The sequence below is a fragment of the Promicromonospora sp. Populi genome (genome assembly GCF_041081105.1).
Lineage (GTDB): Bacteria > Actinomycetota > Actinomycetes > Actinomycetales > Cellulomonadaceae > Promicromonospora.
Window position 1 is genome coordinate 4,012,552 of the sequence record NZ_CP163528.1, and the last position, 22,308, is coordinate 4,034,859.

Annotated in this window: 21 protein-coding genes; 14 read left to right on the forward strand and 7 right to left on the reverse strand. The window is 72.7% G+C overall.

Annotated features, from left to right (window positions below):
• The first annotated feature begins 173 nt into the window (after positions 1-173).
• The 9 genes from AB1046_RS18160 (at position 174) to AB1046_RS18200 (ending at position 6,622) form a co-directional block, all read left to right on the forward strand.
• Positions 174-956 carry a pilus assembly protein FlpE gene (locus tag AB1046_RS18160; RefSeq protein WP_369370691.1) on the forward strand — a complete coding sequence of 261 codons (783 nt, stop codon included), beginning with the start codon at positions 174-176 and terminating at the stop codon, positions 954-956.
• On the forward strand, positions 953-2,158 hold the full coding sequence (locus AB1046_RS18165; RefSeq protein WP_369370692.1) for a TadA family conjugal transfer-associated ATPase: 1,206 nt from the start codon (positions 953-955) through the stop codon (positions 2,156-2,158). Before AB1046_RS18160 ends, AB1046_RS18165 begins: the two co-directional genes overlap by 4 nt.
• Positions 2,152-3,297 (forward strand): type II secretion system F family protein, encoded by a 1,146-nt coding sequence (locus AB1046_RS18170; RefSeq protein ID WP_369370693.1) that lies wholly within the window; start codon positions 2,152-2,154, stop codon positions 3,295-3,297. Before AB1046_RS18165 ends, AB1046_RS18170 begins: the two co-directional genes overlap by 7 nt.
• A 166-nt stretch (positions 3,298-3,463) precedes the next feature.
• Complete coding sequence (locus tag AB1046_RS18175; protein ID WP_369370694.1) at positions 3,464-3,682, forward strand: DUF4244 domain-containing protein; 219 nt, start codon at positions 3,464-3,466, stop codon at positions 3,680-3,682.
• 2 nt (positions 3,683-3,684) lie between these two features.
• Entirely contained in the window at positions 3,685-4,029 is a 345-nt protein-coding gene (locus tag AB1046_RS18180) for a TadE family type IV pilus minor pilin (RefSeq protein WP_369370695.1), read from the forward strand.
• A complete protein-coding gene (locus tag AB1046_RS18185) occupies positions 4,026-4,424 on the forward strand; it encodes an Rv3654c family TadE-like protein (RefSeq protein ID WP_369370696.1) in 399 nt (132 codons plus the stop codon). Before AB1046_RS18180 ends, AB1046_RS18185 begins: the two co-directional genes overlap by 4 nt.
• Positions 4,425-4,505: 81 nt before the next feature.
• Complete coding sequence (locus AB1046_RS18190; RefSeq protein ID WP_369370697.1) at positions 4,506-5,522, forward strand: ABC transporter ATP-binding protein; 1,017 nt, start codon at positions 4,506-4,508, stop codon at positions 5,520-5,522.
• On the forward strand, positions 5,519-6,385 hold the full coding sequence (locus AB1046_RS18195; protein ID WP_369370698.1) for an ABC transporter permease: 867 nt from the start codon (positions 5,519-5,521) through the stop codon (positions 6,383-6,385). The genes AB1046_RS18190 and AB1046_RS18195 overlap by 4 nt, the downstream gene beginning before the upstream one ends.
• A gap of 3 nt (positions 6,386-6,388) precedes the next feature.
• Positions 6,389-6,622 carry a helix-turn-helix transcriptional regulator gene (locus tag AB1046_RS18200; RefSeq protein WP_369370699.1) on the forward strand — a complete coding sequence of 78 codons (234 nt, stop codon included), beginning with the start codon at positions 6,389-6,391 and terminating at the stop codon, positions 6,620-6,622.
• Positions 6,623-6,624: 2 nt separating this feature from the next.
• On the opposite strand, the gene AB1046_RS18205 is transcribed toward AB1046_RS18200, so the two are convergent.
• Positions 6,625-9,222 carry a DEAD/DEAH box helicase gene (locus tag AB1046_RS18205; protein ID WP_369370700.1) on the reverse strand — a complete coding sequence of 866 codons (2,598 nt, stop codon included), beginning with the start codon at positions 9,220-9,222 and terminating at the stop codon, positions 6,625-6,627.
• 177 nt (positions 9,223-9,399) lie between these two features.
• Here AB1046_RS18205 and AB1046_RS18210 point away from each other — a divergent pair, with 177 nt between their 5' ends.
• Positions 9,400-9,600, forward strand: coding sequence for a hypothetical protein (locus AB1046_RS18210; protein ID WP_369370701.1), 201 nt, complete (start codon positions 9,400-9,402; stop codon positions 9,598-9,600).
• Between the two features lie 103 nt (positions 9,601-9,703).
• Here AB1046_RS18210 and AB1046_RS18215 read toward each other — a convergent pair whose 3' ends face one another.
• The 6 genes from AB1046_RS18215 to glp form a co-directional block, all read right to left on the reverse strand.
• Positions 9,704-11,266: a UDP-N-acetylglucosamine 1-carboxyvinyltransferase gene (locus tag AB1046_RS18215; RefSeq protein WP_369370702.1), complete on the reverse strand. Its 1,563-nt coding sequence runs from the start codon at positions 11,264-11,266 to the stop codon at positions 9,704-9,706.
• Between the two features lie 115 nt (positions 11,267-11,381).
• On the reverse strand, positions 11,382-13,214 hold the full coding sequence (gene ggt / locus AB1046_RS18220) for a gamma-glutamyltransferase (protein ID WP_369370703.1): 1,833 nt from the start codon (positions 13,212-13,214) through the stop codon (positions 11,382-11,384).
• A gap of 133 nt (positions 13,215-13,347) precedes the next feature.
• On the reverse strand, positions 13,348-13,896 hold the full coding sequence (locus AB1046_RS18225) for a methylated-DNA--[protein]-cysteine S-methyltransferase (RefSeq protein ID WP_369370704.1): 549 nt from the start codon (positions 13,894-13,896) through the stop codon (positions 13,348-13,350).
• Positions 13,897-13,930: 34 nt separating this feature from the next.
• Entirely contained in the window at positions 13,931-14,203 is a 273-nt protein-coding gene (locus AB1046_RS18230; protein ID WP_369370705.1) for a DUF6457 domain-containing protein, read from the reverse strand.
• 53 nt (positions 14,204-14,256) lie between these two features.
• Positions 14,257-14,904 (reverse strand): molybdenum cofactor guanylyltransferase, encoded by a 648-nt coding sequence (locus AB1046_RS18235; protein ID WP_369370706.1) that lies wholly within the window; start codon positions 14,902-14,904, stop codon positions 14,257-14,259.
• On the reverse strand, positions 14,901-16,283 hold the full coding sequence (glp, locus tag AB1046_RS18240; protein WP_369370707.1) for a gephyrin-like molybdotransferase Glp: 1,383 nt from the start codon (positions 16,281-16,283) through the stop codon (positions 14,901-14,903). The genes AB1046_RS18235 and glp overlap by 4 nt, the downstream gene beginning before the upstream one ends.
• Before the next feature lie 90 nt (positions 16,284-16,373).
• Here glp and AB1046_RS18245 point away from each other — a divergent pair, with 90 nt between their 5' ends.
• From AB1046_RS18245 to AB1046_RS18260, 4 genes are all read left to right on the forward strand, one after another.
• Positions 16,374-16,763 (forward strand): VOC family protein, encoded by a 390-nt coding sequence (locus AB1046_RS18245; protein WP_369370708.1) that lies wholly within the window; start codon positions 16,374-16,376, stop codon positions 16,761-16,763.
• 240 nt (positions 16,764-17,003) lie between these two features.
• On the forward strand, positions 17,004-18,353 hold the full coding sequence (locus AB1046_RS18250; protein WP_369370709.1) for an MFS transporter: 1,350 nt from the start codon (positions 17,004-17,006) through the stop codon (positions 18,351-18,353).
• A 2-nt stretch (positions 18,354-18,355) separates the two neighbouring features.
• Positions 18,356-20,611 (forward strand): molybdopterin oxidoreductase family protein, encoded by a 2,256-nt coding sequence (locus AB1046_RS18255; RefSeq protein WP_369370710.1) that lies wholly within the window; start codon positions 18,356-18,358, stop codon positions 20,609-20,611.
• A complete protein-coding gene (locus AB1046_RS18260; RefSeq protein ID WP_369370711.1) occupies positions 20,608-22,278 on the forward strand; it encodes an FAD-dependent oxidoreductase in 1,671 nt (556 codons plus the stop codon). The genes AB1046_RS18255 and AB1046_RS18260 overlap by 4 nt, the downstream gene beginning before the upstream one ends.
• The last annotated feature ends 30 nt before the right edge of the window (positions 22,279-22,308 follow it).

The following is a 22,308-nucleotide window of genomic DNA, read 5'->3' on the forward strand; positions in this document are numbered from 1 at the left end:
GAGCCTGACCACAGGCACGACATTCCCCGATCTGTGCACAGGTGCGCCGCTGCGGGCTCCGCGGGCCGGTGCCGAGCGTCCAACCTGATTCCGGACCGGGCAGTCAGCCCGGAGCGAGGGCCGGGCGGTGTGCCCGGCGGAAGCCCGGGGCGGCCCGGGCTAAGGAGGCGGCGATGGTCAGCACAGCGAGTGGTGTGGGGCCCGGGCGGGTGATCGGCGTGATCGGCGCCTGCGGGGGAGCCGGTACGTCCGTCGTCGCCGCGTGCGTGGCCCATGGCCTGCGCCGGAGCGGCGAGCGCGCCACGCTCGTCGACCTCGATGCGTTCGCACCGGGCACGGATCTGCTCCTCGGGTCCGACGGCGGGCGCGGCGCCCGCTGGCCGGACCTGGTCGAGGCGCGCGGCGAGGTTGACGGGGTCGGGGTGGTCGCCGCGTTGCCGCGCTGGGGCGCGGTGCCGGTGCTGAGCGGCACGGCGTCCGGCGCTCCGCCGGACGACGACGTGGTGCTCGACGTCTGCCGCGGGCTCGTGCGGGCCGGCGAGACCCTGGTGCTCGACCTCCCGCGGCCGGGCTGCTGGGGGACCGCCACGCGTCGCGGCACCGGCGTCGCCGCCGAGGCGCCGGGCAGCGACGGCCTGGCGGTACGCACCCTGCTGGCGGGCTGCGACACGGTGCTGCTCGTGGTGCCGCTGACCCTGCCGGCGACGGTCGGCGCACGACGGGTCCGTGACGCCTTGCGCGGTGCGGGCGCACCTGACGTGCGGATAGTGGTGCGTGGCCCGGCTCCAGGGTCGGTCGACGAGGACGACGTCGCCGCCGCGCTCGGGCTGCCGGTTGCTGCGGCCATGGGCCGGGATGCCGGGCTCGCGCGCGCCATCGAGCGGGGCGAGGGCCCGGCGATGTCCCACCGGACCACCCTTGGCCGGTTCGCGGCCGAGGTCGCGGGTGCCCTGTGAGCGCGCCCGCCGTCGATCCCGCTCTGCTCGACCCTGCCCTGCTCGACCCTGCCCTGCTCGACCCTGCCCTGCTCGACGACGTCCGCGTGCGGCTCGCGACCGGTCGCACCGGCGCGGATGCCGCCGTCCGGGACGCCGTGCGGGACTCCGGACGCGTGCTCGGGTCCGATGCGCTCCGCGACCTGGAGCGGGCGGCCCGGGCCGCCCTCACCGGGGCCGGACCGCTCCAGGCGCTGCTCGACACGCCTGAGGTGACGGACGTGCTCGTGAACGGCCCGCGCGAGGTATGGATCGACCGCGGTACGGGGCTGGAGCGGACCCGGGTCGACCTGGGAACAGCCGCGGAGGCGCGGACGCTCGCGGTCCGGCTGGCCGCGCTCGGCGGGCAGCGCCTCGACGACGCGTGCCCGACCGTGGATGCCCGCCTGCCCGACGGCACCCGGCTGCACGCGATCCTGGAGCCGCTCGCCGAGGCCGGGGCAGTGATCTCGCTGCGGGTGCTGCGCACCCGCGCGTTCACGGTGGAGGAGCTCGTGGCCAGCGGTGCCCTGCCCCGCCAATGGGCGGGCCTGCTGCGGGCGCTCGTGCTGCGGCGGGCAAACGTGCTGGTCAGCGGCGGCACGGGCACCGGCAAGACGACGCTGCTCGCCACTCTGCTCTCGCTGGTGCCCGACGACGAACGCGTCGTGACGGTCGAGGAGGCACGCGAGCTACGACCCGCGCACCCGCACGTGGTGCACCTCGCCGCCCGGCGCGCGAACGTCGAGGGCGTCGGCGCGGTGGACCTCGCCGACCTCGTGCGCAACGCGCTGCGTATGCGACCCGATCGGATAGTCCTCGGCGAGTGCCGGGGCGCGGAGGTCCGTGAGGTCCTCATGGCGATGAACACCGGGCACGACGGCGGCTTCGCGACCCTGCACGCCAACGCCGTCGCCGTGGTGCCTGCCCGGCTGGAGGCGCTCGCGGGCCTGGCCGGGATGACCAGAGAGGCGGTGGCCGCGCAGGCCGCCGGTGCGCTGGACGTGGTGCTGCACCTTCGGCGCTCGCACGGGGCCCGGTACCTGGCCGAGATCGGGCTGGTGGGGCGCACACCAGGGGGAGAGCTGGGGGTGCGGACCGCCGCGCGCTGGAGCGGGAGCGGTGGTTGCGAGATCGAACCGGATGCGTGGGGCGAGCTGGTCGGCAGGTACGGGCCGTGGTGAGGGTCGCGGAGTCGCTCGGCGTCGGCCTGCTTGTCGCCGTCGGTGTCAGGCTGGTGCTGGCGCGCGGCGGACGCCGGCTCGGTGAGGTGCTGGCCGAGGCCGGTCAGGGACACGGTCCCGGCGCAGGTGCCGGTCCTGGCACCGAGCCGGTGACCTTCACGATCCGGCCAGTCCGCGGACCGTGGCTGGGCCGCAGGCCCCGGGCCGAGCGAGGCCCGGGCAGCGACGTCCGGGTGGTCGTGCTGCAGGTCGTCGCGCTGCTCAAGGCCGGGTCGTCACCCGGGGCATCGTGGTCGCGTGCGGTCGGCGTGGGCGTTGACCTCATGGGTGTGCCCGACGGCGATGCGCTCGCCCGGCTGCTCGGCGTCCGGCACGCGCAAGCCGTGGTCGCGGCGACCCGGCTCGCGCTCGACGTCGGCGCACCGCTCGGGCGAGTGCTGGAGCAGGTCGCTGGAACGCTCGTCGCGGAGGCCGAGTCGAAAGCCGAGCGGGATGCGGCCCTGGCCGGCCCTCGGACCACCGCGCGGCTGCTCATGTGGTTGCCCATCGCCGGCGGGTTCCTCGGCTGGACGCTCGGCGCCGACCCGTTGGCCACGGCCGTGGACGGTGGCGTCGGCACCGTGGCGGTGGGTGCCGGACTGCTGCTGCTCGTGGCCGGGCGCGTCTGGTCGGATCGGCTGGTGTCCGTCGCCCGCGGGGTGGATCAGCCCGGTGTGGGCGTACCGGTCGTGCTGGAGCTCGTTGGCGCTGCGCTCCGGTCCGGGGCCGGGTTGCCGCGAGCGCTGGAGGCGACCGGCGCCGCCGTCGGAGAACCGGACGGCGAGGCGCTCGCCCGGGCTGCACACGCCCTGGTGCTTGGCGCCACGTGGGAACGGGCCTGGACCCACGCACCCGTGACGCTCGACCCGATGGTCCGCGCGCTGCGCGGCGCCTGGGTGGACGGCGCCGCACCGGGGGAGGCGCTCCGGGCCGCCGGCGAAGAGGTGCGGCACGAGCGCAGGTCTGCGGCACGGACCGCCGCCGCTCGGCTCGGCGTGCAGCTCGTGCTTCCGCTCGGCGCGTGCTATCTGCCGGCGTTTGTGCTGGTGGGACTAGTTCCGGTGCTGCTGGCGCTGGGGATCGACCTGCTGGCGGGCTGAGCTGGCGGGCTGAGCCGGCGGGCTGAGCCGGCAGGAACGAGGACTTCGGCGCGTTCGCGCGCCGACGCCGTCCGCCGAATCGCGGGCGGGGCCCGCTGCGGCGGGTCGTAACAGGTGGCCCGTGCGCGGGCCCGGATGCCCGGACACGGGCGGAGAAGGAGGAGACATGACCAAGACGACGGCGGTGGCCTGCCCAGAACCGGAGGACCGGTCGCGGACGGAGGTCGACGAGCGTACGTCGGAGCGGGGCCTGGCTACCGCCGAGTACGCGATCGTCACACTCGGCGCGGCTGCCTTCGCGGGCGCGCTGACGCTGATTCTCAAGGGTGGTGACGTGAGCGCGATGCTCAAGTCGCTGATCCATTCGGCGCTCTCGGTCGGCTGACCATGGCGGAACGTGAGCCGGAGCGGGGCACGGTCACCGCGGAGCTGGCCATCGGCCTGCCCGTAGTGGTTCTTGTCCTGGTGGCCGTGCTCACCCTCGCGGCCGCGTCCACGGCGCAGATGCGCGCCCTGGACGCGGCCCGCGCGGGGGCACGAGCGGTGGCGATCGGAGAACAGGAGCCGTCGGTGAGCGCCGCCGTGGCGCGGGTCGGCGGGCCCGAGGCAGAGATGTCGCTCGCGCGCGAGGGCGAGTGGGTGCGGGTGACGGTCACGCGACCGGTAGCGGGTGGCTGGTGGTCCGGGCCGTTGCGGGCCACGGGTACGGCGTCGGCGTGGGTGGAGCCATGAGATCCGGGCGTGACAACGGGCGGTGCGACGACGAGCGCGGCTCAGGCACAGTGCTGATTCTCGGGATCGTCGCTGCGGTCCTGCTGCTCGCGGTGGGGATCGCGGCCCTTGGCGCTGCGCAGAACACGCGGGGTGCGGCGCAGTCGGCGGCGGACCTCGGCGCGCTAGCCGGGGCGGCCGCCTTGCGAGACGGCTTTGATCCGTGCGGCACCGCGGGTGCCGCCGTGGCGCGCAATCGCGCCGAGATCGAGTCGTGCGGAGTGCTCGGCGCGGGTGTTGTGCGGGTCGTGGTGACGCGGGCGGCGTCGGGTCCGGGTGGTGCGTTCGGTGCGCTGGGCCAGGCTCGGGCGTCCGCGCGGGCCGGGCCGCGGGTCGGTGAGTCAGGAGATCCGTGAGCAGATCCGTGAGTAGAAATTGGATGACATGCGACAAGTACGAGTCGTAGTATCTCTGCTATTGATCATAAGGAGACTGCGATGACTGCTGAGCATGCGCCTCCGCCGTCGAGCGATGTAGCGCTCGACGTGCGTGACCTACGGATGCGGTACGGAACGAAGGACGTGCTCACCGGGGTGTCGTTCACGGCGCACCGGGGCGAGGTGCTCGCCCTGCTCGGGCCTAACGGCGCGGGCAAGACCACCACCATCGAGATCCTCGAGGGCTTCCGCATGCGGTCGGCCGGCGAGGTCTCGGTGCTCGGGCAGGACCCGGCGCACGGCGACGAGGCGTGGCGTGCGCGGCTCGGCGTTGTGCTCCAGTCGTGGCGCGACCACGGCAGGTGGCTTGTGCGGGACCTGCTGGGCTACCTCGCCCGGTTCTACGCCCCGTACGCCACCGCGGAGGTCGCGCGGCCGTGGGACGTGGACGAGCTGATCAAGGTCGTGGGCCTGGCAGAGCACGCGAACGCCAAGGTGCAGACGCTCTCCGGCGGGCAGCGGCGGCGGCTGGACGTGGCGATCGGGATCGTCGGGCGGCCGGAGCTCGTGTTCCTGGACGAGCCGACGGCGGGCTTCGACCCGCACGCTCGGCGGGAGTTCCACGACCTGGTGCACCGTCTGGCCGATTTTGAGAACACGACGATCCTGCTCACCACGCACGACCTCGACGAGGCCGAGAAGCTGGCCGACCGGATCCTCGTGCTCGACGGGGGCACGATCGTCGCCAACGGCTCTGCGGACCAGCTGGCGCGTGAGCTGACCACCCAGGCGGAGGTGCGCTGGACGTCCGAGGGACGTCGGCACGTCCACGCGGTGACGGAGGGTGATCCGACCGGGTTCGTCCGGCAGCTGCTGGTGGGTGACCCCGGCGTGACGGAGCTCGAGGTCAAGCGGGCCAGCCTCGAGGACACCTACATGTCGCTCGTTCATCGAGCCGAGACAAGCCAAGCCGAGGCGTTCCAGTCCGAGGCAGGTCAGGCGAAGACGAACCAGGCCGAGACGAACCAGGCCGAGACGACACGCCCGGCCGCGCCGACCGAGGAGGTGCAGTCATGACCACGACCACGCAGTCGGACGCGCGATGGGCTGCTGTGCGTGCCGGGCTCTCCCGGGGCTGGCTCGAGACGAAGTATTCGATCAAGGATCCCGGCGATCTCATGTGGAACCTGGCGTTCCCCGTGATCTACGCGGTGGTGCTGCTGTTCATGCGGGGCAGCACCGTGCCCGGCACGGACTTCGCGCTGGGCGCCATGGTGCTGCCGAGCCTCGTCGGCATGAGCATCGCGTTCGGCGGGCTGACCGGGCCCGCCAGCACGATCGCCGTCGACCGGGAGGACGGGACGTTGCTGCGAGCGAAGGCGACGCCCAACGGGATGGTCGGCTATCTCGTCGGCAAGATTGTGATGTTCGCGCTGACCACGTTCGTGAGCCTGCTCGTGATGGTCATCCCCGGTATCACGGTCGCGGGTGACCTGCGGCTGGACGCCCGCACCTGGCTGCTTCTGGTGCTGATCTTCCTGGTGGGGATGATCGCTACCGTCCCGATCAGTGTCGCGCTCGGGTCGCTGTTCAAGCGGGCGTCGCAGACCGGGCTGTTGTTCCTGGGGTCGATGCTCCTCATCGTGCCGTCGGGGATCTTCTACCCGATCACGGCGCTCCCCGAGTGGCTGCAGTGGGTTGGCCAGGTGTTCCCGTACTACTGGTTGGGACTTGGCGCTCGGTCGGCGATGCTCCCGCAGGAGATGGTGACCGCGGAGATCGGCGAGTCGTGGCGCACCCTCGAGATGTTCGGGGTGCTCGGCATCTGGGCAGTGGTGGGTATGGTGCTGGCGCCGATCGTGCTCCGCAGGATGGCTCGACGGGAGTCGGGCTCCACGGTGGCGGCGGCGCGGGAGCGTTACATGGCCAAGGGGTACTGAGTGGTGACAGAGCAGTCCGACGTCGTCCACAACCGCATAGCGATGCTGCGGGCGGAGCGCGGCATCTCGCGGCGGGAGCTGGCGGAGGCACTTGGGGTGCACTACCAGACTGTCGGATACCTCGAGCGGGGCGAGTACAGCCCGTCGCTGTACGTCGCGCTGCGGATCGCTGCGTACTTCGACGTCGCGGTCGAGGTTGTGTTCTCGACGAGCCCGTTCAAGCGGCTGGGCGAGTAGGGCTACGAGGCGACCGTGAGTCGTGTGGCGTCCTGGGGGTCGTGCGACAGCACGGCGTCCAGGAGCCGCACGGCCGCTGCCTTGTCGAGCGGCGCGTTGTACGAGCCGCACTTCGGCGACTGCACGCACGCCGGGCACCCGTCGGTGCAGGGGCAGGACGCGATCGCGTCGCGGGTGGCCCGGAGCCACGTCGCGCCCAGGTCGTAGGCCCGCTCCGCGAAGCCCGCACCCCCGGGGTAGGCGTCGTAGACGAACACCGTTGCCTCGCCGGTGTCGGGGTGCAGCTCGGTCGACACGCCGCCGAGGTCCCAGCGGTCGCAGGTAGCGAGCAGAGGCAGCAACCCGATCGACGCGTGCTCGGCGGCATGCAGGGCGCCCGGCGTCTGCTCAGGGGAGATGTCGGCCGCTCGCAGCACAAACTCGGGCACCGACCACCAGACCGCGACGGTACCGAGCGTGTGCTCCGGCAGCTCTAGCTGCTCCGTCCCCAGCACCTGCATGTCCGGCACACGACGCCGCTGGAAGCTCACCACCTGCGACGTCACCTCGACCGGCCCGAGCCCCCACGTGACCGGTCCCCATTCCCGGGTGACCAGGTCGCGGCCTGGCCCGTCCTCGGCGTCGGCGCCGCCGCCGGCCTCCTCGCCGTCCCAGCCCTCGATAGCCACCGACATGACCGAGCGCGACCAGGTCCCGTAGTCGAGCCGCCTCCGCTGCACGACGGCGGTGTGGTCGGCCAGGTCGAGGTGTGTCACCACGTAGGTGGTGCCCTGGTGCACGTAGACGGCGCCGTCGTGCACCTGCCCGTCCGCCGAGCCCGCGTCGACCGTTCCGAGCATCCGCCCGGTGCTCTGCTCCACCACTCGCACGGGAGAACCGCCCGCCCCGCGCAGGTCGGTGAGGCCCGCGGCACCCTGGTGGTGGGTCCAGTACCACCCGGATGCCCGACGCCGGAGCGCCCCCCGCGCGACCAGCACCTCCAGGATGCCGCGCACGTGAGCGGGGTCGCCGAACGCCGAGAGGTCCTCGGACCGCAGCGGTGCCTCCTGGGCCGCGGCGCACAGGTGCGGCGCCAGCACGTGCGGGTTCGCGGGGTCGAACACCGTGGCTTCGAGTGGCGCGTCGAACACGGCCTCGGGGTGGGTCACGAGATAGGTGTCGAGCGGATCCTCGCGCGCGACGAACGCGACCAGGCCGTCCGCGCCCGCGCGCCCGGCACGGCCCGCCTGCTGCCACAGCGACATGCGCGTGCCCGGCCACCCGGCGATAAGCACCGCGTCCAGACCGGAGATGTCCACGCCGAGCTCCAGCGCGTTGGTCGTCGCCAGGCCGAGCAGGGCGCCCGTGCGGAGCGCCTGCTCCAGCTCTCGTCGCTCCTCCGGGAGATAACCACCGCGATAGGCCGCGATCCTGCCGGCAGCGTCGGGGGCGTGGCGCAGCCGGTCGCGGGCCTGCTGCGCCACCGACTCGGCACCTCGCCGGGACCGGGTGAACGCGAGGCTGCGTGCCCCGGCCGCGGCCAGGTCGGCGAGCAGGTCGGCGACCTCGGCGGTCGCCGACCTGCGCGGATGCTCCGGCGGGGTCTCAGCGGCGACGGGCTCTGCCTCGGTCCCGGGCAGCGCCCAAGGATCGGGTTCCGAGAGGTCGGCACGTTGCATCGAGATCGGCTGAGCGCTGGACCGATCTCGATGCGAACTACCGACCTCAGCGGTCCCGTCAGCAGGGGGGCGCCAGGATGTGATCTCCGGGGGTTGCCAGAGCACTACCGTGCGCCGCCCCGAGGGTGAGGCGTCCTCGGTGACGGCGACGACGTCGTCGGGCGCGACGCCGATGAGGCGGGCCGCGCTGATCGCGGGCTCCGCCGTCGTCGCCGAGGCGACGACGAACGTGGGCGAACCATCCCCGTACCGCGCCGCGAGGCGCGCGAGGCGCCGCAGCACCAGCGAGACGTGCGCGCCGAACACGCCGCGGTAGGCGTGCCCCTCGTCGACGACGACGTAGCGCAGCCCCTTCAGCAGCCGTGACCAGCGGCGATGGTTCGGCAGCAGGGCGTAGTGCAGAAAGTCGGGGTTGGTGAGCACGACGTCGGCGTGGTCCTGAACCCAGGAGCGCTCCTCGCGCGAGGTGTCGCCGTCGCACGTCGCCACACGGACGTCGCGAGTGCCGGCCGCGTCAAGGACCCGTTCGAGCGCGCTGAGCTGGTCGGCGGCCAGCGCCTTGGTGGGGCTGAGGTAGATGGTCGTGGGCCGGACGTGCGCCGACTCGATGTTGCCCGGGTCGAGCGTGGCCGCTGCCGCGGCCGTCCGGACCGCGGAGAGTGCGGGCAGCCAGAACGCGAGCGACTTGCCCGATCCGGTCGACGTGGCCAGGGCGGTGTGCCGGCCCTGGTGAACGAGGTCGGCGGCCACCGTCTGGTGCGTCCACGGCCGGTCGACGCCGAGCTTCCGGTACCCCTGCACCACCGTCGCGTCCGCCCAGCCCGGCCAGTCAGCGTGCTCGGCTGCGCGCGCAGGGAGGACGCGCGATGCCGTAACCCGCTCGGCGCGCGCGCCACCGGCGAGGAGCACGTCGAGGAGGGGGTGGGTGGAGACGTCGGGCACGCTGGACAGTCTCGCACCCGGGGCATCCCTCCGGACTGGGGGCAGGCTCTCCAGCAATGACCGGTAGGGAATTACTCACGCCCGAATAGTTCACCCCCGAAATGCCTGAATCGTGCGCCTGAGGGCGGGTAAGTTCGCGACGTCACACTGTTCGAACGGTCCCCGCTGGAGGACACGATGAAGCACTCCCTTGTTGCACGAGCCATAGCGGTCGGGATGCTGTTCGCGGCGTTCGGCACGCCTGCCACGGTCGCGGCGTCCGCGGAGATCTTGCCGTCTCCCGAGGGTGACTGCGGCATCACGGTCTGGAGCGAGGCGGATGCGGTCGCCCCTGCCGAGGCGTGCGACAAGGACGTCAAGGTGCCCGGAGCGAGCTGACCGGATCGTGAGCTGACCGAAGCGACCCGCAGGGGTCGCTCCGGTCAGCGGTCGAACGGTCAAGCGGTCGGGCGCCAGGCCAGTGGCCCGGCGCCCGGCCCGGTCAGTCGCGGAACGTCTCGATCCGCGCGCCGAGCTCGATGAGGCGCTCGGCGAGCTGCTCGTAACCGCGGGCGATGATGTCGACGTCGCGCAGCACCGACGTGCCAGTGGACGCGAGCATCCCGAGGAGGATGACGACGGCGGGGCGCAGCGCAGGCGGGCAGCTCACCTCGGCGCCGCGCCAGCGCGTGGGGCCGTTGACCTGGAGGCGGTGGGCGTCCATGAGCCGCACGTCCGCGCCGAGGCGGGTCAGGTCGGTGAGGTGGATGGCCCGGTTCTCGTAGACCCAGTCGTGGATGAGCGTGCTGCCGGTCGCGCGCGCCGCGATGACGGCGAAGAACGGCAGGTTGTCGATGTTCAGCCCGGGGAACGGCATCGGGTGGATCTTGTCGATCGGGGCGCGCAGATCGCTCGGCTGGACCGTGACGTCGACCAGCCGGGTGCGGCCGTTGCGCGCCAGGTACTCCGGGCTGAGCGTGTACTTCTGGCCCATCTCGGCGAGGGTGGCGAGCTCGATCTCCATGAACTCGATCGGCACGCGCGAGACGGTGATCTCGGACCCTGTCACGATGCCAGCGGTCAGCAGGCTCATCGCCTCTACCGGGTCCTCGGAGACCGTGTACTCGACGTCCGTCTCGAACCTGGTGCGCCCGTGCACACGCAGCGTGGTGGTGCCGATGCCCTCGATCCGCACACCCAGCAGCTCCAGGTAGAAGCACAGGTCCTGGACCATGTAGTTGGGGCTGGCGTTGCGGATGGTGGTCACGGCGTCGCGTCCGGCGGCCGCCATCAGCGCGTTCTCGGTGACGGTGTCGCCGCGCTCGGTGAGCACTATGGACAGGTCGCCGGTGCCCGGCGTGACCGTCGCCTGGTAGTGGCCCGCGGTCGCGACGACGTCGAGCCCGAACGGGCGCAGCGCGATCATGTGCGGCTCGACGGTGCGCGTGCCGAGGTCACAGCCGCCGGCGTACGGGAGCTCAAAGTTCGGCTCGCGGCCGAGCAGCGGGCCGAAGAACATGATGATCGAACGGGTCCGCACCGCGGCGTCGACGTTGATGGACGCCAGGTCCAGCGACTCGGGGCGGATGATCTCGAGGTCGCGCCCGTTCGGCGCCCACGTAGCGCGCACGCCGATGGAGCGCAGCACGTCCAGGATGCGGTCCACCTCGACGATCCGGGCGACGTTGCGCAGCACCGTGCGGCCGTGGTTGAGGAGCGACGCGCACAGCAGCGCCACGGCGCCGTTCTTGGACGAGTTCACCGCGATCGTGCCGGACAGCTGGTGACCGCCCTCGATGCGAAGATGGGTGCGCTTGGCCGCGCCGACGGTGATCAGCTCGGAGTCGAGAGCGGCGCTGATACGGCCGATCATCTCAAGACTGAGATTCTGTGCGCCCTGCTCGATTCGGTGCACGGCGCTCTGGCTCGTGCTCAACCGCTCGGCGAGCTGTGCTTGGGTGAGGCCCCGGTGTTGACGGGCGCCGCGGACCAGGGATCCTACCTGTGCGGCATCCACCGCGGGGATCGAGCCGGTCAGCGGTCGTTCGGTGCTAGCGATAGTCACGGGGACGACTGTAACTCACATATGAGATATGAGCGTCCGGTGGTTGTGGACGTCACAGACCTGTGACGAAGCGAGCGGTCGGCGCGTTTTCGACGCACCGACCGCCCGACTCAGGTCAGGACCCGGCCGGCCACACCACGCGGGCCGATCCGCCACCGTTTCGTGTCGGCTCTGCCACGGCGGTGAAGAGGCCGTCCGGGCCGATCTCGATAGCGGTCGCCGAGCCGATCACCCTCCCCGTGGCGACCGGCGTGAGCGTGTGCCCGTAACCGGCCAGCGCCGAGCCGTAGGTGTTGATGAAGGCCGGCTCCGCGGGTGTGTTCGCCGAGTTCTGCGGCGCCATCCGCGGTGCGGCGATCGCCTCCTGGATCGTCATCCCTCGGTCGATCCGATTGCTCAGCATCTGTGTGACCGTCGAGATGATGTTCGAACCGCCCGGGGACCCGAGAGCGAGCACCGGACTTCCGTCGGCGAGCACGATCGTCGGTGCCATGGACGAGCGCGGGCGCTTGCCCGCCTCGATCCGGTTGGGGTCGTTGGCGTTGTACACGATGCTGAAGTCAGTGAGCTCGTTGTTCAGCAGGAACCCGCGACCGGGCACCACGATCCCCGAGCCGCCGATCTGCTCGATCGTCAGCGTGTACTCGACCACGTTGCCCCACCGGTCGGCCGCAGTCAGGTTCGTGGTCGATGTGCTCTCGGTGTCCTCGGGTTCGGTGCCTGGCGCTGCGGGCGCGCCGCATGCGCCGTCGTACGACCTGGCGTCACCGGCGGCCACCGGCTTGGTGGCCGCAGCCTGCGGGTTGAGCAGGCACGCCCGCTCCTGGGCGAACGTGTCGTCCAGCAGACCGTCCACCGGCACGTCGACGAAGTCGCCGTCGCCCAGATAGGCGGCCCGATCCGCGAACGCCAGAGCGCTCGCCTCGATGGTGTGGTGCAGCACGGCAGGATCATCCAGAGACGCCAGATCGAACTGCTCCAGGATGTTCAGCGCCTCGCCCACGGTGGTCCCGCCCGACGCCGGCGGCGCCATCCCGTAGATGTCGTACCCGCGGTACGAGAAGACGGTCGGGTCCCGGTCTACTACCTCGTACGATGCCAGGTCCTCGGTGGTCATCGAGCCGACCGGCACCGGAAGCTCGGTCCCGTCTGCGACGGGCGGCGCCTGCACCGCGTTCACGACCTCCTGCGCGAGCGCGCCCTCGTAGAACGCATCCGCGCCGCCGCGCGCGAGCGTCCGGTAGGTCGCGGCGAGGTCCGGGTTACGGAACACCGACCCGACCTCGGGGGCCGCACCGCCCGGCAGGAACAGCTCGCTCGTGGAGGTCAGTGCCTCGAAGCGCGCCTGGTTCTCCACGGTCTGGTCGTGGAAGAGCTGGTCGACGACGAAGCCCTGCTCCGCCACGGCCGTCGCCGGGCGCAGCGCCTCGCGCAGCGACGTCGTGCCCCACAGCTCCAGCGCACGCTCCCACGTGGCAGGCGTTCCCGGGACGCCGACGCTGACGCCGCCGGTGACGAGATCCGGGAAGAACGGGTACGGACTTCCGGTCCCAGGGTCGATGAACGCATCGTGCTCCATCGCGGCCGGCGCGGTCTCGCGCCCGTCGATGGTCTCGACCTGGCCGGTCGCGGCGTCGTAGTGCACAAAGAACCCGCCGCCACCGATTCCCGCGCTGTACGGGTCGGTCACCCCGATCGCCGCCGCCATCGCGACCGCGGCGTCGGTGGCGTTGCCGCCCTGCCGCAGCACCTTCAGGCCCACTTCTGAGACGACCGGGTCGAGGGAGCTGACTGCACCGCCGTACCCGACCGACGTCGGCACCCTCGGCGGAACTTGCTTCGACTCCGGGGTGGCGGCGCCGACCGGGCTTGCCGCGATGGCACCGGCGAGCACCAGCGCCAGCGCGCCTGTGACCGCTGACGAACGAAGGACGAATCTCGTGCGCATGGAGAGATGTGCTCCTCAAGGTGTGCGTCTACCCCGGTGTGGGAAGACGTGTCTTAGACGTGCGCAGGTACCAGAACGTTGCACCACAACGTTGCCTGTCAGACGAAACGCATGATGCTCGAACTCGCGCGGCTCACAGGTCGAACAGCGTGGGCTGCTCCAGGTAGACCCCCTCGGTCTTGAGCATGTGCAGCTTGGTGCGCGTCCCACCGCGGGCCGAGAACCCGCCGGGGCGGCGGCCCGCCGCAAGTACGCGGTGGCACGGCACGATCGGCGGGAACGGGTTGCGGCCCATCGCCTGGCCCACGGCCTGGGCCGCACCTGGCTTACCCAGCTCGGCCGCGACCTCGCCGTACGTGAGCGTCTCGCCCGGCGGGATCGCCCGTACCACCTCGTACACGCGGCGGTCGAAATCGGGGACGGCGCTCATGTTCAACGGGATCTCGGCCAGATCGCCGACGCCGTCGGCGAGCAGACGCGTCAACGCGGCGACCGCCGGCTCCACCGGTGCCGGCGACGCCTCGACGGCGCCCGGGTACCAGCCGCGCACGGCGCCCCGCACTTGGTCCGCGCCGCCGTGGGGCAGCGCCGAACCGACGATCTCCGCGTGCTCGTTCCAGACGAGCGCGCACTCACCGATCGCCGTCGGGATCACCGCGAACTCGAGCCTGTTGCCGTCCATGCGCCACACCCTAGGCTGGCTCACCGACAGTCGGTCAGTCGGTGACCCACCGGGCCGCGAGGGCGGTCGCCTTGTCCGCGGCCTCCTCTGCGGCGTCCGGTCCGCCGCTCGCTGCCGCGGCGCCGTCCTGCGCCGCGGCAAGGCCCGCCGCGTAGCCGACCGCATACGTGGTGACCGGCGCGGCCGGCCGGGCGACGGCGTGCGCGGCGTCCCGGGCGAGGTCGAGAACCGCTCCGACGTCGATCGTTCCCGGGGGGAGGCCGAGCTCGGCCTCCAGGGCCTCCACCCAGCTGTCGAGGTCTGCCATCTTGTGTCCTTTCGGGATCCTCGCCGGTTGGTAGTCCGGATCGGCGGTGCTGGTCAGCGGCTTCGGCCGGGGATACGTGCGCCGAGGCGGGTCGCGTCGGCCGGGGTGTCGATGTCGTCGCTCCAGCCTGCCGGGTCCGGGACCTCGATGCAGCGGAGCGCGCCGACCAGGCGCTTCATCGGCGCCCCGTCTGTCTCGATCCCGTCGAGGGCGGCATCGAGGGCCGCCCGGCGGTACAGCCCGACCAGCCACTGGGCCCGGCCGTCGCGCACCAGGTAGGCGCCGTCCACCGGTTCACGCGCAGCTGCCCGCTCGAGCGCAGCCCGCTCCAGGAGCGCGACCGCCCCGGCCGCGCGCGGCACGTCCACTGCGAGGAGCAGCACCCACGGTGCGCTCGGGTCCGGCAGGGCGCGTAGCCCGGCGGCCAGGCCCGCGACCGGCCCGCCGAACGGCGGATCCTCCCTGGTGAGACCAGGCGCCGGGCCGGTATGGCCCGGCGTCGGATCCGGGAGTGCCCCCGCCAGCTCCGGCGGGCCTACGACCACTGCCCGGCGGGCCCGGGTGCTTGCCGTGAGCGCCCGGTCGAGCAACCGCGCGCCGCCAACGACGAGGCCCGCCTTGGACGTGCCGTCCAGCCGAGCGGCCCGGCCGCCGGCCAGCACCACGGCGTCGTACGTGATCTCGGGCGCCCGGGTGGTCATCGCAGCATCAGCACCTGGACCAGGTCCCCGGCATGCACCTTCTCGATGTCGGACGGCACCAGGGCCAGGCCATCGGCGGTGGCTAGGGCCGACAGGGAGTGCCGTGAGCCGACAGGCTTGACGCCGACGGCGCTCGCGTCGCTGCTGTGGGCCGCGCCGCCGTCGGGCAGCGGGACGAGTCGGACTGGGACGACGAGGAGCCTGCCGGGCGAACCGGACCAACCGACGGCGGCAGAAATTAGTACTGCGGGAGGTGTGTTGCTCCGCGTGGACGATGTCGACGCAGAGCAACCGATCTCGGAGAGGTGGTGCTTCCCCGCGAGGTCAAGCCCGCGAAGTCGGCCGATGGCGGGGCGGGCGAACAGCTCGAACGACGCGTACGCCCCCACCGGGTTTCCCGGCAGTGCGAGCCATGGCACACCGTGCCAGCGGGCCAGCGCCTGTGGCTTGCCGGGGGACATGGCGACGGTGGCGACGTCGACGTCGGTCACGCCGGCGCCGTCGGTGGCGGGAGACGGCGGCGCCAGGACCTCCCGCACCACGTCCGCGGCCCCGGCCGACACACCACCGGCAGTCACGATCAGGTCCGCCCCGGCCCTCGATCCGGCCCCCGACCCGACCCCAGGCCCGCCGCGCGCAGCCGCATCCAGCGCCGCACGGAGCGCCGCCGGGTCGTCGGGCACCGGCCCCAGCCGGACGACGTCGGCTCCCGCCGCGCGGGCCGCCGCTGCGAGCATCGGTCCGTTGGAGTCGGTGATCTGCCCTGGTCCGAGCGGCTCGCCGACCGGCACCAGCTCCGCCCCGGTGGAGATCACGACGACCAGCGGGCGGCGTCGGACCGGAACCCGCACCGCGCCCGACGCCGCCAACGCACCCACCAGGGCCGCCGTCACCTCGGACCCGGCACGCGCCAGGAGCTCCCCGCTGCGAACGTCCTCCCCTGCGCCGCGGACGTGCGGCCGGGGCCGCCGGGCGAGCGCGACCGTCTGCTCCTCCCGGGGTGCACCGGCGACAAACCGTCCGGTCGAGGTGTGTTCCACGGGGATCACGGCGTCCGCCCCGGGCGGGAGCGGAGCGCCGGTCATGATCCGGACGGCCTGCCCCGGTTCGACCGCCGTCGTGTCACCAGGTCCCGCGGCGACGTCTCCCGTCACGTGGAGGGTCACCTGGCCGCCGTCGGGCGGAAGATCTGCCAGCCGCACGGCGTAACCGTCCATCGCGGCGCTGTCGAACGGCGGGACGGACACGGAGGCGTACAGATCCTCGGCGAGGATCGAGCCGAGCGCGGACTCGAGATCCAGCGAAGCGGCGGGCAGCGGCGCGACCAGGGCGAGCACACGCTCGATGTGCTCGATGACGCTGCGCGCGTGCGGCTCCATGGGTCCGACCCTAGGCCAGTGCGGGGCCAGCAAAGGTTTCGGCTGCCGCACAACTTGTCTGCTGGTCGTGTGAGCGGCCATGATCGCGGCATGCGCCTCCATCACATCCAGGTTGCCTGCCCGCCCGACGGCGAGGCTGCCGCCCGCCGCTTCTACGGGGAGGGCCTCGGTCTGACCGAGGTCCCTAAGCCCGAAGCGCTCGCGGCCCGGGGCGGCTGCTGGTTCCGCGACTTCGACCAGGACGGACGCACCATCGCCGAGATCCATGTCGGCGTCGAGGACCCGTTCACTCCCGCCCGCAAGGCGCACCCGGCCCTCGTGACCGACGACGTGGCGCAGCTCGAGGCCGCCGGCGCCCGGCTCGAAGAGCTCGGGTTCGAGATCTCGTGGAAGGACCGGCACACCTTTGACGGCTACGAGCGCTTCCATGCGTTCGACGGCGCAGGCAACCGAGTGGAGATCCTCACCCCGGCCCTGTGACGCCTCGGCGGAGGTTGGGCCGTCAGCGGTTGATGCATGCGCCCGAAACGCCTCACACGGGAGACCAGTACCCTGTGCGTTCTTCCTTACGGTCGATTAACTGCGCTTTGCAGGGCGATGAAACACCGTCTCCATAGGTTCTGACACGTCGGTCCGACGTCGGGCCGGCCCCGGATCCGGCACCTGTCGGTCCGGGCGCGCCCGGCGTCGTCGGGCATACGCCCATGCAGGGAGGACGCCATGTCCACTCCGACAACCCACGACGACCAGACCCCGGTGACGAGCAAGCCCGCAGCCGCACCGGCCTCCGCCATCCAGCGCCACACCGGACGGTGGATCGAGCACTGGGACCCCGAGGACAAGACCCTCTGGGAGGACGGCGGACGCCGGACCGCCCGGCGCAACCTCGTGTTCTCGATCTTCGCGGAGTTCCTCGGGTTCGCCGTCTGGGCCGTGTGGTCGATCGTCGTGCCGCAGCTGCCCGCCGCGGGCTTCGACCTGACCGTCGACCAGATGTTCTGGCTCGTCTCGGTGCCGATCCTCGTCGGCGCTACCCTCCGCATCCCCTACACGTTCGCGGTCCCGGTGTTCGGCGGCCGCAACTGGACCATCGCATCCGCGCTGCTCCTGCTGCTGCCCACGGGCGCGCTGATCCTCGCCGTCGGCGACCCGACCACGCCGTTCCCCGTGCTGCTGGCCGTGGCATCGCTCGCGGGCCTGGGCGGCGGCAACTTCGCCTCGTCGATGGCGAACATCTCGTTCTTCTTCCCGGTGAAGGAGAAGGGCGCGGCCCTGGGCCTGAACGCCGCTGGCGGCAACCTCGGCACGGCGGTGGTGCAGCTCGTGGTGCCGCTCGTAATCGTGACGGGCGCGGGTGTGTCGCTCGGCCGGGCGGGCCTGATCTTCATCCCGTTCATCCTGCTCGCCGCGTTCCTCGCCTGGCGCTGGATGGACAATCTCGCCACGGCCAAGGCGGACCCGCGCTCGTTCGGTGTGGCGATACACGACAAGCACACGTGGATCATCAGCTTCATCTACATCGGTACGTTCGGGTCGTTCATCGGCTACGCGGGTGCCTTCCCGACGCTTCTTGCCTCCCAGTTCCCGGAGGTCGCCATCCCGCTCGCTTTCATGGGGGCCCTCGTCGGGTCGATCGCCCGCCCGTTCGGCGGCATCCTCTCCGACCGGGTCGGCGGCATGGTCGTGACCGTCGGGTCCTTCGCCGTCATGGCGCTCGGCGCAATGGGCGCGATCTACGCCCTCGGGACGGGCAGCTTCGCGCTTTTCTTCGGCTCGTTCCTCGTCCTGTTCGTCGCGACCGGCATGGGTAACGGTTCTGTCTACCGGATGATCCCGGCGGTCTTCCGCGCGAGCGGTGCGACGGCGAAGGCCGCCGCCGGGTGCATCGGCATCGCCGGGGCGATCGGCGCGTTCGGCGGATTCCTTATCCCGCGCGGGTTCGCGCTGTCCACCACGCTGGCCGGGTCGCTCGTGCCCGCACTGTGGCTGTTCATCGGGGTGTACGCCGTGATGGCCCTTGTCACCTGGCTGGTCTACGGGCGCGGCGCCATGGCCCAGGCGCGGGTCTGAAGATGCTCGCTGCCCCCGGAACCAGCGTCGACTCGCACTGTCCCTACTGCGCGCTGCAGTGCGGGATGTCGCTGACCCGCCCCCGGGCCGACGGCGGCAGTGGTGCGAGCGCGCCGGTGGTCCAGCCCCGCGACTTCCCCACCAACCGGGGCGGGCTGTGCCAGAAGGGGTGGACGTCGGCGGCGGTGCTCGGGGTGGCCGACCGGCTCGTCACCCCGCTGATCCGGGGCGAGTCCGGCGAGCTCGAGCCGGCGAGCTGGGACGCGGCGCTCGACCTGGTCGCGTCCCGGCTCGCCGCCCTGGCCGCCGAGCACGGGCCGGGGGCGGTGGCCGTGTTCGGGGGCGGCGGGCTGACCAACGAGAAGGCGTACGCGCTCGGCAAGTTCGCGCGGACCGTGCTGCGCACCCCGAACATCGACTACAACGGGCGGTTCTGCATGGCGTCCGCGGCGGCCGGGATGAACCGGTCGTTCGGCGTCGACCGGGGCCTGCCGTTCCCGCTGTCCGACGTCGGCGGGGCGCAGGCCGTGCTGCTCCTCGGCTCCAACCTCGCCGAGACCATGCCGCCGGCCGTGCAGCACCTTGCGGGGGCCCGGGCAGCGGGCGGGCTCGTCGTTGTCGACCCGCGACGTTCCGCGACCGCCCGGCTGGCCGAAGACCCCGGCTCGGGGCGGCCCGCCGAAGGTGTGCACCTCGCCCCGGTGCCCGGCACGGACCTCGCGGTCCTGCTGGGGCTGCTGCACGTTGTGCTCGCGGAGCAGCTCGCGGACCGGGAGTATCTCGAGGCACGCACCACCGGGTTCGACGACGTCGCTCGCTCGGTCGCCGCCTGGTGGCCGGAGCGCGTCGAGGCCGTCTCGGGTGTGCCCGCCGACGACCTGCGGCGCGTGGCCCGGCTGCTGGCCGCCGCCGCGCCGGTGCACGGGGGCGCGGGCGCGTACGTGCTGACCGGCCGCGGCGTCGAGCAGTCCACGCAGGGCACCGCCACCGTTACCGCGTCGATCAACCTCGCGCTCGCGCTCGGGCTGCCGGGCCGGGTCGGGTCGGGGTACGGCGCGATCACCGGGCAGGGCAACGGGCAGGGCGGCCGCGAGCACGGACAGAAGGCCGACCAGCTCCCCGGCTACCGCAAGATCGACGACCCGGCCGCGCGCGAGCACGTCGCCGGCGTATGGGGCGTGGACCCGGAGACGCTGCCCGGACCGGGGCTGCCGGCGGTGCAGCTGCTGAAGTCGCTGGGCACGCCCGGCGGGCCACGGGCGCTGATGGTGCACGGCTCCAACCTCGTGGTCAGCGCCCCCAACGCGGGCCGGGTGATCGACCGGCTGAAGAGCCTGGATCTCCTGGTGGTCTGCGACTTCGTCCCGAGCGAGACGGCGCTCCTGGCCGACGTCGTGCTCCCCGTGACCCAGTGGGCCGAGGAGGAGGGCACCATGACGTCGCTCGAGGGGCGCGTCATCCGCCGTCGGGCAGTTGTGGCACCCCCGGGCGAGGCGCGCTCCGAGCTGTGGATCTTCGCCGAGCTGGCGCGCCGCCTCGGCGCGCCATCGGCGCTCGCCTTTCCGACCGAACCCGCGGTGGTGTTCGACGAGCTGGCTCGCGCCTCCGCGGGCGGCCCCGCCGACTACTCCGGACTTTCGCACGCCCGGCTCGACGCCGACGAGGCGGTCGGCGGCCCGGGCCTGTTCTGGCCGGTCCCGGCTCTTCCGGGGCACGCGGGCACACCGCGGCTGTTCCTCGATCGCTTCCCGACGCCGGACGGGCGGGCGCGTTTGATCGCCGTCGACCACTCGGGCCCGAGCGACGACGTGCGGCCCGGGGCGCCGTTCTACCTGGTCACGGGCCGGGTGCTGCAGCACTACCAGTCGGGCGCGCAGACGCACCGCGTCGCGGAGCTGGAGCGCCTCGTCGCCGAGCCGTACGTCGAGCTGCACCCGGTGCTGGGCTCCCGCATCGGAGTGCCCGACGGCGCCCGCGTGCGCCTCACCAGTTCTCGTGGCCGGGTCGAGGCGACGGCGCGCTGGACCGACGCCGTCCGCCCCGACACCGTCTTCATGCCGTTCCACTGGAGCGGCATCGGGTCGGTCAACCAGGTGACGACGGACGCCACCGACCCGATCTCCGGGATGCCGGAGTTCAAGGTCTGCGCCGTGGACGTCTCGGTGGTCCCCGCGGAGGCCGAGCCGCTGGCGTCGGCCCTGCAGCCAGTGCCCGTGCCGCTGGCCGTGCCAGTACCGCAGAAGGAGCTTTCGACATGAACCTGCGTGTTCCGCTGAGGGTCGTGGTGGTGGGCTTCGGGATGGTCGGCTCGCGGCTCGTCGACGAGCTGCTGCGCCGCGAGCCCGAGGCGTTCGACATCACGGTGCTCGGCAGCGAGCCCTACGAGCCGTACAACCGGGTGCTGCTCAGCGACGTGGTGGCCGGGCGCACCGACGTCGCCGCCATCACCATGCCCCTGCCCGACGGCGCCCGCGTCACCGTGCGCCGGGGCGTCACCGCGGCGTCGATCGACCGGCAGTCGCGGGTGGTGCTCGCCGACGACGGCAGCGCGCACCCGTACGACCACGTGGTGCTCGCCACCGGTGCGGCCGCACGCATCCCGCCGATCTCCGGCCTGCGCACGCCCGACGGCGGCCTGCCGGCCGGGGTACACGCGCTGCGGACGCTCGACGACGCCCGCGAGATAGTGGCCGCCACCGTGAACTCCCCGCGGGCCGTGGTGGTGGGCGGCGGGGTGCTGGGGCTGGAGGCCGCCGTCGGGCTCGCGGGCCGGGGCCTGAACGTGACGCTGATCCACAACGCGGCCTCGCTCATGGAGCGCCAGCTCGACCCGGAGGCCGCCGACGTCGTCCGGGCGGGCCTGGAGGGGCAGGGCGTCACCGTGCTGCCGAGCAGCCTGTCCAGCGAGGTGCTCGTGGCGGGCGGCCGTGCCGTGGGCATCCGCGTCCGGGCCGACGCCGGGCCGGGCGGCCCTTCGTCGAGCTCAGGACAGTGTGACCAGGTGGTCGCCGCACGCCTGATCGTCTTCTCCGTCGGCACGATCCCGGAGACCGGGCTCGCCGCGGCGGCGGGGCTGACGACGGACCGCGGCATCGTTGTCGGGTACAACCTCGCCAGCCCCGACGACCCGCGGGTGCACGCGATCGGCGACTGTGCGCAGCCGCCGAACGGCTCGCGCGGGCTCGTCGCCGAGGGCTGGGATCAGGCGCGTCGCCTGGCGGAACACCTGGTCTCGCTGGTCGAGCCTGCCTCCGCACTGGGTGAGCCCGAGGTCCGGCCGGTCTCCTCCGGGGCCGGGCCCCACCTGCGCCTGCCGCACGACGACACCCAGCCCAGCCTGGCCGTGCGCCTGGGCGCGCTGTTGACGAGCGGTGCCACGAGCCGCGCGCAGTCGGACCAGGGCATCGACACGCGCGGGACCGACGTCGTGAAGGTCAAGGGCGGCCCGCTCAGCGTCACCACGATGGGGGTCTGCGGGCCGTCGCGCCCGGACGGCGTGACGCAGCGCGCGATCCGGCTGGCCGACCCCAGAGCGGGCCGGTACATCGAGGTAGTGGTGTCCGACGGCATGCTGGTGGGCGCCACCTGCGTGGGCGACCCTCGGGTCGCCGCGGACCTCACCGCCGCCTACACCCGCCGCACGCCCGTGCCGCTGGACCCCGCGTTCCTGCTGCTGACGCCGGTGATGCCGGCGGCGGCTCCGGCGTCGTCCCCCGAGCACATGCCGGAGGATGCAGTGGTCTGCCGCTGCAACGGCGTGACCAAGGGCGATATCGCGGGCTCGTGCGCCGCGGGCACCCACACGGTCGAGGGTGTGGTGCGCGAGACCCGGGCGACGACTGGCTGCGGCTCGTGCAAGGACGCTGTTTGTGGGCTTGTGGACTGGCTCAAGGAGAGCGAGGCGCCGGTCCCGGAGCCGGCGTGAGCGGGGTCGCGGGGTGCCGACGCGCGCGGT

Excerpts from the sequence above, each read along its gene's own strand:
- AB1046_RS18160 (WP_369370691.1), top strand. The coding sequence starts at position 174 with ATGGTCAGCACAGCGAGTGGTGTGGGGCCCGGGCGGGTGATCGGCGTG.
- AB1046_RS18175 (WP_369370694.1), top strand. The coding sequence starts at position 3,464 with ATGACCAAGACGACGGCGGTGGCCTGCCCAGAACCGGAGGACCGGTCG.
- AB1046_RS18180 (WP_369370695.1), top strand. The coding sequence starts at position 3,685 with ATGGCGGAACGTGAGCCGGAGCGGGGCACGGTCACCGCGGAGCTGGCC.
- AB1046_RS18185 (WP_369370696.1), top strand. The coding sequence starts at position 4,026 with ATGAGATCCGGGCGTGACAACGGGCGGTGCGACGACGAGCGCGGCTCA.
- AB1046_RS18190 (WP_369370697.1), top strand. The coding sequence starts at position 4,506 with ATGACTGCTGAGCATGCGCCTCCGCCGTCGAGCGATGTAGCGCTCGAC.
- AB1046_RS18195 (WP_369370698.1), top strand. The coding sequence starts at position 5,519 with ATGACCACGACCACGCAGTCGGACGCGCGATGGGCTGCTGTGCGTGCC.
- AB1046_RS18210 (WP_369370701.1), top strand. The coding sequence starts at position 9,400 with ATGAAGCACTCCCTTGTTGCACGAGCCATAGCGGTCGGGATGCTGTTC.
- ggt (WP_369370703.1), bottom strand. The coding sequence starts at position 13,214 with ATGCGCACGAGATTCGTCCTTCGTTCGTCAGCGGTCACAGGCGCGCTG.
- AB1046_RS18225 (WP_369370704.1), bottom strand. The coding sequence starts at position 13,896 with ATGGACGGCAACAGGCTCGAGTTCGCGGTGATCCCGACGGCGATCGGT.
- AB1046_RS18230 (WP_369370705.1), bottom strand. The coding sequence starts at position 14,203 with ATGGCAGACCTCGACAGCTGGGTGGAGGCCCTGGAGGCCGAGCTCGGC.
- AB1046_RS18235 (WP_369370706.1), bottom strand. The coding sequence starts at position 14,904 with ATGACCACCCGGGCGCCCGAGATCACGTACGACGCCGTGGTGCTGGCC.
- glp (WP_369370707.1), bottom strand. The coding sequence starts at position 16,283 with ATGGAGCCGCACGCGCGCAGCGTCATCGAGCACATCGAGCGTGTGCTC.
- AB1046_RS18245 (WP_369370708.1), top strand. The coding sequence starts at position 16,374 with ATGCGCCTCCATCACATCCAGGTTGCCTGCCCGCCCGACGGCGAGGCT.
- AB1046_RS18250 (WP_369370709.1), top strand. The coding sequence starts at position 17,004 with ATGTCCACTCCGACAACCCACGACGACCAGACCCCGGTGACGAGCAAG.
- AB1046_RS18255 (WP_369370710.1), top strand. The coding sequence starts at position 18,356 with ATGCTCGCTGCCCCCGGAACCAGCGTCGACTCGCACTGTCCCTACTGC.
- AB1046_RS18260 (WP_369370711.1), top strand. The coding sequence starts at position 20,608 with ATGAACCTGCGTGTTCCGCTGAGGGTCGTGGTGGTGGGCTTCGGGATG.